This is a genomic window from Gordonia sp. 34D (assembly GCF_056682775.1).
Genome location: NZ_CM155293.1, coordinates 2,068,826 through 2,083,585, shown reverse-complemented (window position 1 = coordinate 2,083,585; position 14,760 = coordinate 2,068,826). Strand labels below are relative to the sequence as shown.

Sequence of the window (14,760 nt, the reverse complement as noted above, 5' to 3'; positions counted from 1 at the left end):
GGTTGCGATCAGTTGTCCTCGTCGGCGGCGTCATCGTCGAGGTCGGAGTCGTAGCCGTTGAGGGAATCGAGTTCTTCCTCGTGGTTTTTCGGCTTTGGTGGTTGTTCGGTGTCGATACTTGCCGCGCGGGCCGCCTCACGCATCTCAAAACCGTCGGTGACGAGCTCGCCGATTTCACGAGCCACGTCGGCGACAGCCGCAGTAATGATCGACGTGATGTTGCCGACCCGGTGAGCGGCGCTCTCGACGACCTCTTGGACCAAGTCTTTGTTGCGTTCAACGCGCCCGACCATCGCTACATCCCTTCGGTGACATCGAACCTATTTGCCACCCATGGTAGGCGGTGCCCCTGACATTCAAGGGCACCGCCTACGGCCTAGGCAGCGTCGATTGCCTTCGACCGTTCGATGTTGACGACAATGTCGTTATCGTCGCGGGTCATGGAGTTGGGCAGCGACAGCTTCGCAATCTTGAGCCACGTGGATCCGAGTTGCTGACGCAAGGGGCCACTGTTGTACGGCAGGCCGTAGCGTTCGCAGATCTCGCGCACCTCGCCGGCCATTTCCGGATACCGGTTGGCGGGAACATCGGGGAACAGGTGGTGTTCAATCTGGTGCGACAGGTTGCCGCTCAAGATATGGAACAGATCGCTGCCGGTGATGTTGGCGCTACCGAGCATCTGCCGCACATACCACTGGCCCTTTGTCTCATTCTGGCACTCCTCGGCAGTGAAAGTCTGTGTGCCGGAGGGGAAGTGGCCGCAGAAGATGATGGAGTAGGTCCACACATTGCGGATCAGGTTGGCGCCGACGTTGCCGATGAGAGTGCTGACGAAGAACGGTCCGGTGAGGGCAGGCCACACAATGTAGTCCTTGGCGACCTGCTTGCTCGCCTTACGCCACATGCCCTTGACGAGGCTCTTCACGTCACGCCACTTCCGCTTGCCCGCGATGACGTTCTCGGCTTCGAGATCATGGAGCATCACGCCCCACTCGAAAAGCAGCATCAACGCGGTCGCATAGCCCAGGTTGCCGAGGTAGTACGGGTTCCACTTCTGGTCGCGTGCCATGCGGAGAATGCCGTAGCCCACGTCGCGGTCTTCGCCGAGGATGTTCGTGTACGTGTGGTGCATGTAGTTGTGACTGTGCTTCCACTGATCACCGGGGCACACGGTGTCCCAGTCGAATTCGCGGGAATTGTAGGTGTCCTCGCGCATCCAGTCGTACTGGCCGTGCATCACATTGTGGCCGATTTCCATGTTGTCGAGGATCTTCGACAGGCCCAGCGAAGCGACTCCGGCGAGCCACACGGGCGGAAGGAATGGAACGTACATGGCCGCACGACCGGCGAACTCGAGCGTCCGCTGAGCACGAATGATGCCGTACAGGTACTCGCGATCGGACTCGCCGAGGGTTGCGACGGTCCGTGCACGCAGGTCGTCGAGGTCGCGGCCGAGTTGTTCAACCTGCTCATAGGAGAGGTTCACCTCGGTAGGCACTGCCTCGGTAGGCGCGGCTGGAGTCGACTGGAAGGGAAGCTTGCGGGCGGGACGATTGGGAAGGGAGATAGCCATGATTCTTAGACCTCGATTTCGACGTCGCCGACTGGGGCGTTAACGCAGATTTGGATGTGCTGGTCGGGTTCGGAGCTGAGTTCTCCGGTCAAGATGTTGCGGGTGCAGCCGCTGGTGCGAACCTTGGTGCACGAGAAGCAGATGCCCATGCGGCAGCCGTATTCGGGCTTTAGGCCGGCACCTTCTGCCTGCTCCAGGATGGTCCGACCGTCGTTGGGGACTGACGCATCGGATTTGGTGAAGGCGACCTCGCCGGTGATTGGCTGGTTCGGGTCGATGACCGGGGTGGTGTCGATCGTGAATGCTTCGGAGAACAGTCGTTCGGTGAGTCCGCGATCGGCGGCGTACTCGCCGACGGCCTTCATCAGTCCGGTGGGGCCGCACAGGAAGACCTGCGCGCCATCGACATCGGCGATTCCATCCAGATGGGCAGGCTCGAAGTGTTCGGCGTCAACGGTGCGGGTGTACCGGAGCACGACGTCGAGGTTGCCCACCGTGCGCGCCAGCGTGTCGAGCTCGGCGCGGTAGGGCACATCGGCAGGGGTCCGGGCGTAGTGCACAAACGTGATGGGACGGTCGTATCCTTCGGCGACGAGCGTTCTCAGCATTGAGAGGACAGGTGTAATCCCGCTGCCGCCGCTCACCAGGACGGTGCGTGCGGGGCGATCGGTCGGCAGGGTGAACTCGCCGCGAGCGGTGCTCAGTCCCAGCACCATGCCGGGGCTTGCGTTCTCGCGGAGGTAGCGAGAGACGAAGCCGCGCGAGTGGGCGGTGACGGTGAGTTCGATCTCCGATGTTGCGCCTGCGGCGTTTGCCGGGGAAAAGAACCGGCGGTGCCGAACGCCGTCAACAATGACGCTGACCTCGATATATTGTCCGGCAACATGGCCGGACCACTGGCGTGTCGGACGCAGCGTCAAGGTTACGGAGCGGTCGGTCTGGAGGCGGACGTCAACGATCTTGGCACGCATGTCACGCCAGGTGATCATGGGATCGATCAGTTCGAGGTAGCGGTCGACGGGGTACGGCGTTGCGGTCGCTTCGACGATGGTTTTTCCGAGGCGGCTAAGGATGCTGGCCATCGGGGAACTCCTTCGGTTGCGTTCTGTCATTCAGTGAACGACTGTACACAAATAAGAATGACATACGGGCGCTGTGCGATGTCAAGAGTCGTCCGGTGTGTTCGCGGTCACGGATGTGTGGTGTGCCGCGCGGCGCTACGACGACCGCGACCACATAGACTCGGTTACGTGGCCTCTTCCCCCGATTCACCAGGCAGGACAGTGCGCAAGTCGCGCACCAAGTCCGCGCGCACCGAATCTGGTGGTAGTCGTGCCGAAAAGAAGGAACAGACGCGGCAGGCGCTGCTCGACACCACGATCGACTTGGTGGACGATCGTTCATTCGGATCCATCAGCTTGCGCGAAGTGGCGCGCGGCGCTGGCATTGTGCCGACTGCGTTCTATCGGCACTTCGCGTCGATGGAAGACCTCGGTGTCACGCTCGTCGAAGACGCGATGCGACTGCTACGCGGGGCATTGCGCGAAGCTCGTCGGGACCTGGCCAGCCGCGGTATGCCGACCGCACGCGATTCGCTGTCTGCGCTGCTCAAAAAGGTCCATGCCAGCGAGTCGCAGTACCGCTTCCTGATTCGCGAGCAGCACGGTGGCGTCGCCGAAGTGCGTCGCGCCATCGGAACGGAACTGCGTCTGTTTTCCCGCGAATTGGCGATCGACCTGGCGAGGGTCCCGTCGCTGCGGGAATGGGGGTCCGACGATCTCGAGGTTGCTGCGGACCTGATTGTGACAATCATGATGACGACGGTCGCCGAACTGCTCGACGGCGATGGCCGCGAACAGACCGAGCGCGTGCTAGTTGAGCGCGCGGAGAAGCAGCTGGTCATGGTCTTCCTCGGAATGGATCGCTGGAAGCCTGCGCATTAGTGCTGGGGGTATTCCCGCTGGTGGTTCAATCGGTCGGCCGACGTCGGCCTTTCTGATATTCAGTGCTGCGCGCAAAGTGTCGGACCTATGAGGGAAGATTGTCCGCATGGTGGAGCAAGGTTCGCGAGTTGGAACGCAGTTCGGTCCTTATCGGCTTGATGCCTTGCTGGGGCGCGGCGGTATGGGCGAGGTTTACCGCGCATTCGACACCGTCCGCGAACGCGAGGTTGCGCTAAAGGTGCTCCACGAGCGTTTCGCTGGAGACACTGCCTACGAGGAACGCTTCCGGCGAGAGGCGCAGGCGGTCGCGAAACTCGGTGAGCCGCACATCATTCCGATCCACGACTACGGCGAGATCGATGGCGTCCTGTACCTCGACATGCGATTGGTCGAGGGCGAAGATCTTCGTGCCCGGATCCGTCGTAGCGGGCCGATGCCATCGGGTGAGGCAGTCGCAGTAATCACCCAGGTGGCGTCGGCGCTCGATGCGGCGCATGCGGTCGGCTTGGTACACCGCGACGTGAAGCCCGAAAATATCCTGGTCACCAACGCTGACTTTGCCTACCTCGTCGATTTCGGTATTGCCCACCAGGAAACTGATACCCGGTTGACGCAGGCCGGAACCGCCATCGGTTCGCTGGCGTACATGGCGCCGGAACAATTGGACGGCGTGCCGACGAGCGCCACTTCCGACGTGTACTCACTGGCCGCCGTGCTCTTTGAATTGCTGACCGGACAACCGCCATTCCCCGGAGCGTCCGTCAGTCAGATAGTGCGCGCGACGGTTATGAACGACGTCCCGTCTCCAAGAAAGTTCACATCGTCGGTTACCCCGCAGCTTGACGCGGTGGTTGTGCGCGGACTCGCGAAAGACCCCGCCGGGAGGTTCGTGACAGCCGGTGAGTTAGCCACCGCCGCCAATGCTGCATTGCAGGGCCATTGGCCAGGCGGTGACGCCGCACCGACGTCCACGATTCAAACCGGTGCCGCCTACAACCCGACGGTCTTTGGTGAGCGGCCTTCGATGGACCCGTTGACCAGCCCGGGATTCTCTGGGCCGCATGGTGTTTCGGGACCGGAGTATGTTTCAGGACCGCAATACGCCTCCGGACCACAATATCCATCCGCGCCTCAGCAGGCGGTTGGCGTTCCGCCGCAGTACTACACGGGACCGCAGGGGTACCCGCAGCAGGAAGAAGAGGGCAACGCACTCCAGTGGGTCCTTGGTGCCGTGATCGGCCTCCTAGTCTTGGCGCTGATCGGGATGGCAATCTACTGGTTCGGATTCCGCGACTCAAAGACGCCCGATCAAGCCGGATCGTCGTCCACAACCACCCTCACCACGACCGTTCCGCCTGTAGTGGCACCAACTCCGCCCCCCGGGACCATGAATTGCAGCGGTGAAGTCGGAGTTGCATCAGGGGTTACGAGCTGCGAATTTGCCTACAACGTCCGTGCGTCATACCTGGCTGCCGGACCGAAGGGGGAGGCGCGAACGATTTCGGCGTCGAGTCCGGTCACCGGGATGAGTTACACCATGTCGTGCAATCCGGAAACTGGCGTCGTGGTGTGTCGAGGCGGCAACAACGCCGTGGTCGTGATCTTCTAAAAGCAGTTTGCCGGGCTCGAAACTAGCGGGGGTAATTCTTCAGTGAAGCGGACAATGGTGCGGTCTGCCGTGGCCTTGGCAACGGCAATCGCATGCGGCGGATCGGTCGTGGCGTGCGGATCGTCGGACGCGGAGAAGACGGTGACAACCGTAGTGGTGACGGAGACTTCGGGTACGCCGCAGGCGGGGCCCTCGTCGAGCACGGCAACGACGGGTACCCCGGCCTCGCGGTCGTCGTTGACGAAGAGCTTCGATGCGATGAGCAAGACATTGTCGTCGCCTGTTGGCTTGGCTTTGGTGCCGGTCGGCGGGGGCACTGTGCAGACGTTTGGGGATCTGACTCCGCAGGTCGCATGGTCGACGAGCAAAGTGCCGCTGGCGCTGGCCGCGGAGCGCAAGTCAGGTCCGAGTGACGCTGAAGCGAATGCCATCCAAAACTCCGACAATGCCGCCGCCGAAACGCTGTGGGCCTCGCTCGGAACACCCGAGCAGGCTGCCGCTGCAGTCACCAAGGTGCTGCGGGAAGGCGGCGACAAGAATACGACGGTGCCGTCCCAGCGGCTCAGGCCCGAGTTCTCAATTTTTGGGCAGACGGTTTGGGCCCTCGCCGATGCTGCGACGTTCTCAGCCAATCTGCCGTGCCTGCCCGATTCCAAGCATGTCGTCGAGTTAATGGGCAATGTTGCCGGTAACCAGCAGTGGGGTCTTAAAGCCATCGAGAGCCGGCAGACAGCGGTGAAGGGTGGATGGGGCCCCAGTGTTTCTGGCGGTTACATCGTTCGGCAGATCGGGATCCTCACGCTTCGCGATGGCCGACAGGTGGGCGTTGCAATGCAGGCGCCAACCACTGCGGGATCGATGGAACCGGGAACGGCGGCATTGAGCACTGTCGGACGGTGGCTCGGACGGCATCTCGCGGCGTTGCCCGGCGGCCGCTGCGCGTAGGTTCGCCGCCCCGGTAACGACTAAGCATCAAGCCTCGCTTGCCCCTGGCAACTCCGCTAGCGTTACTGGAGTTACTAAAGTTGCAAAAGGGGTTAGTGTTGCGCGTTCGGGGAGTGATGGTGGCGGTGTGCGCTGCCGCAGCATTGGCAATGACCGGTATCGGGGCAGGTGTCGCGCAGGCAGCACCGCCCCCGCTGCCCAACGTTTTGCCCAACGTATTGCCCAAGATCCCGGGCCTCCCGACGCCTCCGCCACCAGTCGACCTTGGCAAGAGCTTCAACAAGCTCACCAAGCAGATCAATAAGTCGATACCCGGCAGGGTCGGGGTCGCGATCACCGCCACCGGTACCGGCGAACCCGTCTTCTTTGGCACCGTGAAGAATGCTCGCGCATGGTCGACGCTGAAGGCGCCCGTCGCAGTTGCTGCCGAACGCGCCCATGTTGCTGGTCTGACCCCACTGGAAACCAAGGCGATCCGTGATTCGGACAACGAATCCGCCGAGGCCATCTGGGGCTCCCTCGGAAGCACCCAGCAGGCAATCGACGCGGCGACGGCAGTGCTGCGCGACGGCGGCGACTACCGCACCGTGATCTCCTCAGAATTGAGCAGACCTAAGAGCTATCCCGGTGCCACCCCGTGGGCCACTACCGATCAGTCCGTGTTCGCCGCGAACATGCCATGCCTAGCCGGTGCCGAAAATGTCCTCAAATTCATGAGTTCGGTCGGCCCCAACCAAAAATGGGGTGTCGCAAAGCAGCGCAAGGGCGTTCGCTCGGCCGTCAAAGGCGGCTGGGGACCGGTCTCCGACGCCACCGGCAAGTATGTCGTCCGCCAACTCGGTGTCATCACTACCAACCGCGGTCAGGTCGGCGTCAGCCTCGTCGCACTTCCCGCCAGTGGCACTTTTGAAGACGGGACCGCCATGCTGACTCGCGTCGGCGACTGGGTGCAGCGAAACTTGCAGCACCTGCCTTCGGGGCATTGCGCGCCAACAGTTCCCGCGCCGCCAGCTCCGGGCCCGCAGTAACCGCAGCTAGCGGAACGTCGACAGCAGGATTGCCTCCGTGAGGGCGGTCCGACGGATCTCACCGGGGTCGACGCTCTCGTTCGGTGCGTGGATCGCGGACAGTGGTTCTTCGACGCCGAGAAGTGCGATCTCTGCGTGCGGAATCGTCTCGGCGAGCACGGTGCACAGCGGAATTGAACCGCCCTGTCCCGCAAACTGCACCGGTAGGTCGCTATTTGCCGACGACTCGCTATATGCGGACGACATGGCCGCGATCAACTGCTGATATGCGGGCCCCGATGTGTCAGCGGAGAATGGTGCGCCGAATGCATCGGGTTCAAACTCCACCTTGACGCCCCACGGGATGTGCTTGCGAAGGTGGGTAACCAACAGTTCGTACGCCGCGTGGGGGTCGGTGCCGGGCGGAACCCGCAGGTTCAGCATGGCCGCGGCAGTCGGCATGATGGCCGCCGCGCATTCGGCAGTGCTCGGGGCATCCATACCAATGACGGTGACCGCCGGACGGGCCCAAGCCATGTCGGCGGGCGTCCCGCTGCCAAGGATTTCGGCACCATCGACCGCGCCGACTGTTTCGCGGAACTGCTCGGTCGTGAAATCGAAACCGGTCCACTTCTGGTCAGCCTGCAGGCCGTCGATGGTGGTGTCGCCCTGGCTGTCGCGGAGCGATGCCAGGCCCGCGATGAGCGCGGCCATCGCGTCGGGCGCGGGGCCGCCCGCCCCGCCGGAATGGATCCCGTTGGTGAGCGCGGTGACCGAGACTTTCACGTTCACTACGCCGCGCAGGCTGGTCGTTAGGGTGGGTATGCCGACGGCGAGGTTGCCGGTATCGCCAATCAGAATCAAGTCGGCATCAAAGAGTTCCGGGCGAGTCCGGACCAGATCATCAAGGCCCTCACCGCCCGCTTCCTCGGATCCTTCGATGATGATGCGGACGTTGCAGGCCAGTTCGTCACCGATCGCGCGAAGTGCCGTCAAGTGGGCAACAAGGTTGCCCTTGCAGTCGGCACTGCCGCGCCCGTACCAGCGTCCGTCGCGGTCGACGAGCTCGAAAGGCGGCGAGTCCCAGAGAGATTCGTCGCCGGCGGGCTGAACGTCGTGGTGGCTGTAAAGGCCGACGGTCTTGCTGCCCGCAGGCCCGGCCCGGTGGCCGACGATCGCGGGTGAACCGTCGACCGTCACGATTACCTCGGTGTCGAAGCCGAGGGCGGCGAACGCCTGGGCAACCCAATCGGCACTTGTCCGACTGTCAGCGGCACGCGTCGGGTCGTCGTGGATGGACGGGTAGGAGACAAGCTCGGCGAGATCTGCGCGAGCTTGAACCATCAGATCGTCGATGCGGTTGGCGAGAATTTCCGGAGTCAGCGCTACTGGTCCCATGCCTTCCACTCTGGCACGGACGCGCCGGGCGTGCTCAGTGAGCGCGGTCGAAACTCGCGTACATCTCCCAGTAGACGATTTCGGCGTCGTCGGTGGCGGTCACCGTCAGTGGTCCGGAGTCGGTGAACCGAATGGCGTCTCCTTCGGCCAGCGGTTGGGCAACGAGGTCGTCGCCCGCGGTGCTCCCGCCGCTGCCGCTGCCGCTGTTGTTGCCGCTGACACTGACGCTTCCACGGACGGTGAACAGGTGCCCGAATGGCGCACCCGGAAGCGTGATGGTCTGACCCGTTCGGGGGCGTGCGATGTGGAGGGTCGCGAAGCGGTTCTCGATGTGCAGTGCATCGGAGTCGGCGTGCTCGGGACGCCCCGACGCCACAACTACCGGTTCTCCGCTGGCGAGGGCGACATTGAAGTCGCGCGTGCTGTGCGCAGGTTCCAGTTCGTCGGTGTGCGGCGGAACCCACATTTGCACGACGCGGACAGACTCACGTGAGGCGCGGGCGGCCGCATTGCGTTCGGTATGCGTGATGCCTTTACCGGCCGTCATGGCACCCAGCGAACCGGTGCCGATGGTCTCGGTGTTGCCGTGTGAATCTTTATGCCACACAGCACCTTCTACCACCCAGGTGAGGATTTCCATGTTCTGGTGGGCGTGATTGTCCAGGCCTTCGCCAGGGCCGATGACGTCATCGTTGTGCATGGCGAGAACGCCGTGTGCGTTGGCGAAAATGTCGAAGTTTCCGGTGCCTGGGAACGACTGCCGCGATGTGAGCCACTCGTTCTCCCAGAAGTGGCGGTCGGCGGCGGGAATCAAGGTCGCGGTCATGGGTTCTCGCTGTTGTTGAGGTTGTCGGCCAGACGTCGCATGATGTTGGCCAGTACGGTCGCGTCGTCATCGTCGGCGACGGCGCTATAGAACAGTTCGTCGATATCGGCCGAATGCCCTGCGGCGGCGGCCTCGAATGCGGTGTTGCCCTCATCGGTGAGGACGGCGTAGCTACCGCGACGGTCCTCGGTGGCGTTCTCGCGTCGCACCCAACCCCGTCGACACAGGGTGTCGATTTGATAGGTGAGGCGCGACGCGGAAAACACCATGCGGCGGCCGAGTTCGTTCATCCGCAAACTCCGGTCCGGGGACTCATGCAACAGCAGGAGTACCTGATAATCGGACAGGCACATGTCCGCAGCCTTTAGGCGGCGATCGAGTTCAGTTTGCAGACGCACCGCGTTCTCGATGAACAAGCGCCAGGCGGTCTGCTGGGCAGACTGGCTCACCGCTTGACGCGGTGGGGGCGGAGCGCGTTCGGCGGAACCACGCCGAGGCGACCAGCCTGGAAATCTTCCATCGCTTCGACGACCTGTTGGCGGGTGTTCATGACGAACGGGCCGTGCTGGAAGACGGGTTCGCGAATGGGCTGTCCGCCGAGGAGCAGGATCTCCATTGCCGGACGGTGGGAATCTTGGCCGCTGTCGGCAGCGACGGTGATGGCATCGCCAGCACCGAGGACGGCGAGCTGTCCCTGCTGGATGGGGCGCTTTTCGGCACCGATGGTCCCGCGACCCGACAGCAGGTAGACGAGGCTATTGAAGTCGGCGCGCCACGGCACCGACAGTTCGGCCCCGGGAGAGATGGTGGCGTGGGCAAAAACGATCGGGGTGTGCGTGGCACCGGGGCCGGTGTGGCCGTCGATGTCGCCCGCGATGATGCGGACCAGCGCGCCGCCGTCGTCCGACGACAGCAATTCCGACTGGCCGCCCTCAAGGTTCTGGTACTTGGGGCTGATGAACTTGTCCGAGGCCGGCAGGTTGACCCACAGCTGAATGCCGTGGAAGGTGCCGCCCGATTCGACGAGTTCGGCAGGCGGGGTCTCGATGTGCAGAATGCCAGCGCCAGCGGTCATCCACTGGGTGGCTCCGTTGGTGATGAGTCCGCCGCCGCCATGGGAGTCTTGGTGTTGGAACAGGCCGTCGATGATGTAGGTGACGGTCTCGAAGCCGCGGTGCGGGTGCCAGTCGGTGCCGAGGGGCTCGCCGGGTTCGTATTCGACCTCGCCCATCTGGTCCATGTGGACAAAGGGGTCGAGCAGCTTTTGGGGCACGCCAGCGAAGGCGCGGACGACGGGGAAGCCTTCGCCCTCATAGCCGCGGGGCCCGGTGGTGAGGCTGATGACCGGACGCTGCGTGGAGCCTTCGCCGGGTCGGTTGATGCGGGGAAGGGTGAGAGTGTCGGCAGTTACAGCGGGCATGAGGTGACCTCCTAGTCGGATTACACTTTAGTTCAGATCTGAACTAATTCATAGGCCACAACGCAATGCCGTGCCCTTCTATTCCATCTGTGTGTGGAACAGGTCATACTCAGATGCATGGCCATAAATCCGATTGTTGACCGACCCGCCCGCGGCGGTGAGCGTCAACGCCTCCGCAAACTAGCGCAGGCCGCGCTGAATGCGGACCAGACCGTCGACCAAGTCGAAGATCTACTCACGGCAGTCGGACCCGTCCTCGGTGCGCTAGAAGGCACACTCGAAGGCCTTGATACCACCATCGATCGGCTAAACACCTCACTCGACGACCTCGGCAGCACAATCGCCAAAGTCGACACCACGATCGATCGACTCGCACAGGTTGTCGTGCGACTCGAGAAGGTCGTCGGCCGCGTCGAAACCATCGTCGGCGTCGCCGAGCAGGCCTTCAAGCCGCTCGGAATGCTCGAAAGTGCTGGCCACGAAGTAGAGAAGATCGGTCGCGGGATCGCATCCCGCTTCGGTTTGGGTTGAAGGGTGCGTCCTTCTCGTAGGGTTGTCCTGAGATGGCGAACGAGGAGGATCATATGACCACGCCCGTATCAACGCCGGCCAAATGGCTGGCGGAACTTTTTGGCACTTTTTGGCTCGTCTTCGGTGGCGCTGGCACGGCTGTTTTCGCGGCGAAGCAGGTCGCTGACGCAACGAGTAAGCACGGCCAAGCACTAGAGATCCAAGTCGGTGTCGGCTTTCTGGGCGTCGCACTTGCCTTCGGTCTCACTGTCGTGACCATGGCTTACGCTGTCGGACACATTTCTGGCGGCCACTTCAACCCGGCGGTCACCCTTGGTGCGGCCGTCGGCGGGCGCCTCCCGTGGCGCGACGTCCCCGGCTACTGGGTATCGCAGTTGATCGGCGGACTCCTCGGTGGCCTCGCCATCTTCACCATCGCCAACGGCAAGCCCGGTTGGGAGGCCACAGGCAACATGGCTGCCAATGGCTACGGTGCGCATTCACCAGGCGGGTACACCCTCGTTGCGGTGGCTGTTGCCGAGATCATCCTGACTGCGTTCTTTATCGTCGTGATCCTGGGGGCCACTGACGGTCGTGCGCCGAAGGGCTTCGGTCCGTTGGCAATCGGCCTGTCGTTGACGCTCATTCACCTGATTTCGATTCCGATCTCAAATACTTCGGTGAACCCGGCGCGCTCGATGGGCGTCGCGTTCTTCAATGGTGACGGTGCGCCCGCACAGTTGTGGGCATTCTTCCTCTTCCCGCTTATTGGCGGCGCCATCGGCGGCGTCCTGTACCCACTGCTGTTCCAGAACGGAAAGCTCCGCTTCGGCACCAATGTCTCCGCGTAATTCCAGTGCGTACCGCAGAATGAAGTGGTGAACTCGCAAACTCATTCCGTGACCGGCACGCACAACAACAAGATCGTCTACGACGTCCATCGGCCCGATTCTGATCCGGTGGGCGTCGTTGTTATTTCACACGGACTCGGCGAGCACGCCGCTCGATATCTGCACGTCGCGGAGACGCTGACGGATCTTGGCTATGCGGTGGTGATTCCCGACCACGCCGGGCATGGGCGATCGGGGGGCAAGCGGTTGGGAGTCAAAGACTTCAACGACTTCACCACTGATCTGAGTACGGTGATCAGTCGCGCTGGCCGCTTCGGCGGGCCGACCTTCCTGCTTGGGCACAGCATGGGTGGGGCCATTGCCCTCAAGTACGCACTCGACTATCCCGATGCGCTCGACGGGCTTGTGCTGTCCGGGCCAGCCTTGATGGTGGGCGACGACCTTCCGCCGGTCATGGTGAAGCTGGCCCCGGTGCTCGGAAAGCTGGTGCCGTGGCTCCCGTCAACCGGCCTACCGGCCTCAGCGGTGAGCCGTGATCCCGCCGTGGTCGCCGAGTACGAAGCCGACCCGCTGGTGTGGCACGGCAAGATTCCGGCGGGCCTTGGCGGCGCGCTCATCGGCACCATGGCCACTTTCCCGGAGCGACTGCCGAACCTGAAGATGCCCACGCTGGTGTTGCACGGCGGTGCCGACACCCTCGCAAACCCCGAAGGGTCGCGGATGGTGGGGCGACTCGCAGGCGGCGACGATGTGACCGTCAAAATTTACGACGGCCTCTACCACGAGATCTTCAACGAACCCGAACAGGACGAAGTTCTGCGCGATGTGACGACCTGGCTGGAAGCCCACCGCACCCGAAAGTAGTCGCGCTACAACCAGGCCGGATCGGTGTCCAGGGTGGTGCGGTCGAGGGCGGCGAGCAGGTCGAACTGCACGCCGGTCTTGGGGAGTTCGTAGGTGAAGAAGTATTTGGTCGCCGCACGCTTACCCGCGTAGAAGTCGGCAGCGAACTTATCGTCTGGGCCGCTGGCAGCGAGGAACTGGTCTAGCCACAGCCACGCGACGACGATGTGACCCGTGGCTTCCAAGTAGGCGGTCGCGTTGGCGAGGGCTAGGGCGGCATCGCCCGGGGCCCAGACGGCCGCCGTCACCTCGCCGAGGCGAGTCAGGCTCGCGGCCAACTGGTCGGCATACCTGGCCGCTTCCTCGCCTGCCTCACGCGCCCGGGTGATGGTTTCGGTGATGGTTTCAGCCAGGACGCCGAAACCCTTCCCGCCGTCCATGACGACCTTGCGGCCCAGCAGGTCGAGCCCGTGAATGCCGTGGGCACCCTCGTGGATCGGGTTGAGCCGGTTGTCCCGGTAAAACTGCTCGACGTCGAACTCGGTGGTGTATCCGTACCCGCCGTGCACTTGGATGGCGAGGCTGTTGGCCTCCAGGCACCACTGGCTGGGCCAACTTTTGGCGATCGGTGTAAGTACCTCAAGCAGGGTGCGTGCTCGCGTGCGAGCGGCATCCTCCGATGCCGTCTGCTCTTCATCGAGCAGACGTGCGCAATACAGGCAGAGTGCGAGAGCGCCCTCGGCATAAGCTTTCTGGGCCAGCATCATTCGCATCACATCGGGGTGATCGATGATCGGCACCGGAGGCACGTCGGGACCCTTGGCATCGACCGGACGACCCTGCGTCCGCACCTTCGCGTACTCCAGAGACTTTTGGAAACCCGCGTAACCGAGAGCCGTGGCAAGGAAACCGACGCCGATCCGGGCCTCGTTCATCATGTTGAACATGTAGAACAGGCCACGGTGCAATTCACCGACCGGATAGCCGATCGCGCCTTGCCCGGCGCCCTCCACGGCAAAGGTGCCGTCGCCGAAATTGAGCAGCGTATTGGTGGTCCCGCGGTTACCCATCTTGTGGTTCAGGCCGACGAGGGCAACGTCGTTGCGGGTGCCATCCGGCAAGAACTTTGGCACCACAAACAGGGAGATGCCCTTTACTCCGGGGCCGCCGCCCGGTGCCTTCGCCAAAACGAGGTGGACGATGTTCTCTGTCAGTTCGTGATCGCCACCGGAAATCCACATTTTGGTGCCGGTGATCCGGAAGGTGCCGTCATCGGCGGGGACTGCCTTGGTAGTGATGTCGGCGAGCGAGGATCCAGCCTGCGGCTCGGACAGGCACATGGTGCCGAAGTATCGGCCCTCGAGCATGGGGAGCACCCAGGTCTCAATCTGCTCGGGCGTTCCGTACTTGGCGAGCAAGTTGGCATTGCCGACAGTCAGGAACGCATACGACGTCGTCGCCGCATTGGCCGCCTGGAAAATGGTGGTCGATGCGCGCGAGACGACATTCGGCAACTGCATGCCACCGAGTTCCTCGTCGAACGAGGCCGCGATCAGCCCGGCTTTGCTGAATTCGGTGAGGGCGGTCCCAATCTCCGGCAGCATCACCACCTTGCCGTTGGAGTCCATCTCGGGCTGCGACTGATCGGACTTCTTGTTGTGCGGCGCGAAGAGTTTGGTCGCCATGTCTTCGGATAGGTCGAGCAGACCGTCGAATGTTTCGCGGGAGTGTTCGGCAAAGCGTTCACGCTGGGGCAGTTCGAGTGTGTCGAGCCATTCGTACAGCATGAAGTCGACATCCCGGCGGGACAGATGTTCGGTCATACACCGAAGATT

The 14,760-nt window shown here is 62.9% G+C and carries 16 protein-coding genes; 7 read left to right on the top strand and 9 right to left on the bottom strand.

The window, feature by feature from the left end; all coding sequences use genetic code 11:
- Positions 1-8: 8 nt before the first annotated feature.
- The 3 genes from AC1L34_RS09685 to AC1L34_RS09675 all read right to left on the bottom strand — a co-directional run bounded on the left by AC1L34_RS09685 (position 9) and on the right by AC1L34_RS09675 (position 2,655).
- The gene (locus tag AC1L34_RS09685) at positions 9-293 is read right to left on the bottom strand and encodes a hypothetical protein (protein WP_424322609.1); all 285 of its coding nucleotides are present in this window, start codon (positions 291-293) and stop codon (positions 9-11) included.
- Between the two features lie 83 nt (positions 294-376).
- The gene (locus AC1L34_RS09680) at positions 377-1,573 is read right to left on the bottom strand and encodes a fatty acid desaturase family protein (RefSeq protein WP_480034725.1); all 1,197 of its coding nucleotides are present in this window, start codon (positions 1,571-1,573) and stop codon (positions 377-379) included.
- Between the two features lie 5 nt (positions 1,574-1,578).
- Entirely contained in the window at positions 1,579-2,655 is a 1,077-nt protein-coding gene (locus AC1L34_RS09675; RefSeq protein ID WP_424322611.1) for a ferredoxin reductase, read from the bottom strand.
- A 168-nt stretch (positions 2,656-2,823) separates the two neighbouring features.
- Between AC1L34_RS09675 and AC1L34_RS09670 the strand changes: the two genes are divergently transcribed.
- Both AC1L34_RS09670 and AC1L34_RS09665 read left to right on the top strand, forming a co-directional pair.
- Positions 2,824-3,516, top strand: a complete 693-nt coding sequence (locus tag AC1L34_RS09670; protein ID WP_424293430.1) for a TetR family transcriptional regulator — start codon at positions 2,824-2,826, stop codon at positions 3,514-3,516.
- Positions 3,517-3,622: 106 nt separating this feature from the next.
- Complete coding sequence (locus tag AC1L34_RS09665) at positions 3,623-5,125, top strand: serine/threonine-protein kinase (protein ID WP_424322612.1); 1,503 nt, start codon at positions 3,623-3,625, stop codon at positions 5,123-5,125.
- Here AC1L34_RS09665 and AC1L34_RS09660 read toward each other — a convergent pair.
- Positions 5,122-5,442, bottom strand: a complete 321-nt coding sequence (locus AC1L34_RS09660; protein WP_424322613.1) for a hypothetical protein — start codon at positions 5,440-5,442, stop codon at positions 5,122-5,124. The two genes, AC1L34_RS09665 and AC1L34_RS09660, sit on opposite strands and share 4 nt — an antisense overlap.
- A gap of 1 nt (position 5,443) precedes the next feature.
- On the opposite strand from AC1L34_RS09660, the gene AC1L34_RS09655 reads away from it, so the two are divergent.
- Together AC1L34_RS09655 and AC1L34_RS09650 are read left to right on the top strand one after the other, a co-directional pair.
- Complete coding sequence (locus AC1L34_RS09655) at positions 5,444-6,070, top strand: serine hydrolase (protein ID WP_424322614.1); 627 nt, start codon at positions 5,444-5,446, stop codon at positions 6,068-6,070.
- Between the two features lie 95 nt (positions 6,071-6,165).
- The gene (locus AC1L34_RS09650) at positions 6,166-7,098 is read left to right on the top strand and encodes a serine hydrolase (RefSeq protein ID WP_424293427.1); all 933 of its coding nucleotides are present in this window, start codon (positions 6,166-6,168) and stop codon (positions 7,096-7,098) included.
- Between the two features lie 6 nt (positions 7,099-7,104).
- Here AC1L34_RS09650 and AC1L34_RS09645 read toward each other — a convergent pair whose 3' ends face one another.
- The 4 genes from AC1L34_RS09645 to AC1L34_RS09630 are packed head-to-tail and all read right to left on the bottom strand — an operon-like array spanning position 7,105 to position 10,721.
- Positions 7,105-8,475 carry a dipeptidase gene (locus tag AC1L34_RS09645; RefSeq protein WP_424322615.1) on the bottom strand — a complete coding sequence of 457 codons (1,371 nt, stop codon included), beginning with the start codon at positions 8,473-8,475 and terminating at the stop codon, positions 7,105-7,107.
- A gap of 34 nt (positions 8,476-8,509) precedes the next feature.
- The gene (locus tag AC1L34_RS09640; protein WP_424322616.1) at positions 8,510-9,301 is read right to left on the bottom strand and encodes a pirin family protein; all 792 of its coding nucleotides are present in this window, start codon (positions 9,299-9,301) and stop codon (positions 8,510-8,512) included.
- Positions 9,298-9,750 carry a MarR family winged helix-turn-helix transcriptional regulator gene (locus AC1L34_RS09635; protein ID WP_424297192.1) on the bottom strand — a complete coding sequence of 151 codons (453 nt, stop codon included), beginning with the start codon at positions 9,748-9,750 and terminating at the stop codon, positions 9,298-9,300. Before AC1L34_RS09635 ends, AC1L34_RS09640 begins: the two co-directional genes overlap by 4 nt.
- Positions 9,747-10,721 carry a pirin family protein gene (locus tag AC1L34_RS09630; RefSeq protein WP_424322617.1) on the bottom strand — a complete coding sequence of 325 codons (975 nt, stop codon included), beginning with the start codon at positions 10,719-10,721 and terminating at the stop codon, positions 9,747-9,749. The genes AC1L34_RS09635 and AC1L34_RS09630 overlap by 4 nt, the downstream gene beginning before the upstream one ends.
- Before the next feature lie 117 nt (positions 10,722-10,838).
- Between AC1L34_RS09630 and AC1L34_RS09625 the strand changes: the two genes are divergently transcribed.
- Genes AC1L34_RS09625 through AC1L34_RS09615 form a run of 3 tightly spaced genes read left to right on the top strand, consistent with a single transcriptional unit; the run spans position 10,839 to position 12,946 of the window.
- Positions 10,839-11,252 carry a hypothetical protein gene (locus AC1L34_RS09625; protein WP_424297196.1) on the top strand — a complete coding sequence of 138 codons (414 nt, stop codon included), beginning with the start codon at positions 10,839-10,841 and terminating at the stop codon, positions 11,250-11,252.
- 53 nt (positions 11,253-11,305) lie between these two features.
- Positions 11,306-12,082: an aquaporin Z gene (aqpZ, locus tag AC1L34_RS09620; protein WP_424297197.1), complete on the top strand. Its 777-nt coding sequence runs from the start codon at positions 11,306-11,308 to the stop codon at positions 12,080-12,082.
- Positions 12,083-12,109: 27 nt separating this feature from the next.
- Complete coding sequence (locus AC1L34_RS09615) at positions 12,110-12,946, top strand: alpha/beta hydrolase (RefSeq protein WP_424322618.1); 837 nt, start codon at positions 12,110-12,112, stop codon at positions 12,944-12,946.
- A 5-nt stretch (positions 12,947-12,951) separates the two neighbouring features.
- Here the strand turns inward: AC1L34_RS09615 and AC1L34_RS09610 are convergent, their stop codons facing one another.
- The gene (locus AC1L34_RS09610) at positions 12,952-14,748 is read right to left on the bottom strand and encodes an acyl-CoA dehydrogenase (RefSeq protein ID WP_424322619.1); all 1,797 of its coding nucleotides are present in this window, start codon (positions 14,746-14,748) and stop codon (positions 12,952-12,954) included.
- Between the last annotated feature and the right edge of the window lie 12 nt (positions 14,749-14,760).

Coding starts and splice junctions, on each gene's coding strand:
- AC1L34_RS09645 (WP_424322615.1), bottom strand. CDS start 8,475: ATGGGACCAGTAGCGCTGACTCCGGAAATTCTCGCCAACCGCATCGAC.
- AC1L34_RS09680 (WP_480034725.1), bottom strand. CDS start 1,573: ATGGCTATCTCCCTTCCCAATCGTCCCGCCCGCAAGCTTCCCTTCCAG.
- AC1L34_RS09625 (WP_424297196.1), top strand. CDS start 10,839: ATGGCCATAAATCCGATTGTTGACCGACCCGCCCGCGGCGGTGAGCGT.
- AC1L34_RS09675 (WP_424322611.1), bottom strand. CDS start 2,655: ATGGCCAGCATCCTTAGCCGCCTCGGAAAAACCATCGTCGAAGCGACC.
- AC1L34_RS09630 (WP_424322617.1), bottom strand. CDS start 10,721: ATGCCCGCTGTAACTGCCGACACTCTCACCCTTCCCCGCATCAACCGA.
- aqpZ (WP_424297197.1), top strand. CDS start 11,306: ATGACCACGCCCGTATCAACGCCGGCCAAATGGCTGGCGGAACTTTTT.
- AC1L34_RS09665 (WP_424322612.1), top strand. CDS start 3,623: ATGGTGGAGCAAGGTTCGCGAGTTGGAACGCAGTTCGGTCCTTATCGG.
- AC1L34_RS09685 (WP_424322609.1), bottom strand. CDS start 293: ATGGTCGGGCGCGTTGAACGCAACAAAGACTTGGTCCAAGAGGTCGTC.
- AC1L34_RS09640 (WP_424322616.1), bottom strand. CDS start 9,301: ATGACCGCGACCTTGATTCCCGCCGCCGACCGCCACTTCTGGGAGAAC.
- AC1L34_RS09610 (WP_424322619.1), bottom strand. CDS start 14,748: ATGACCGAACATCTGTCCCGCCGGGATGTCGACTTCATGCTGTACGAA.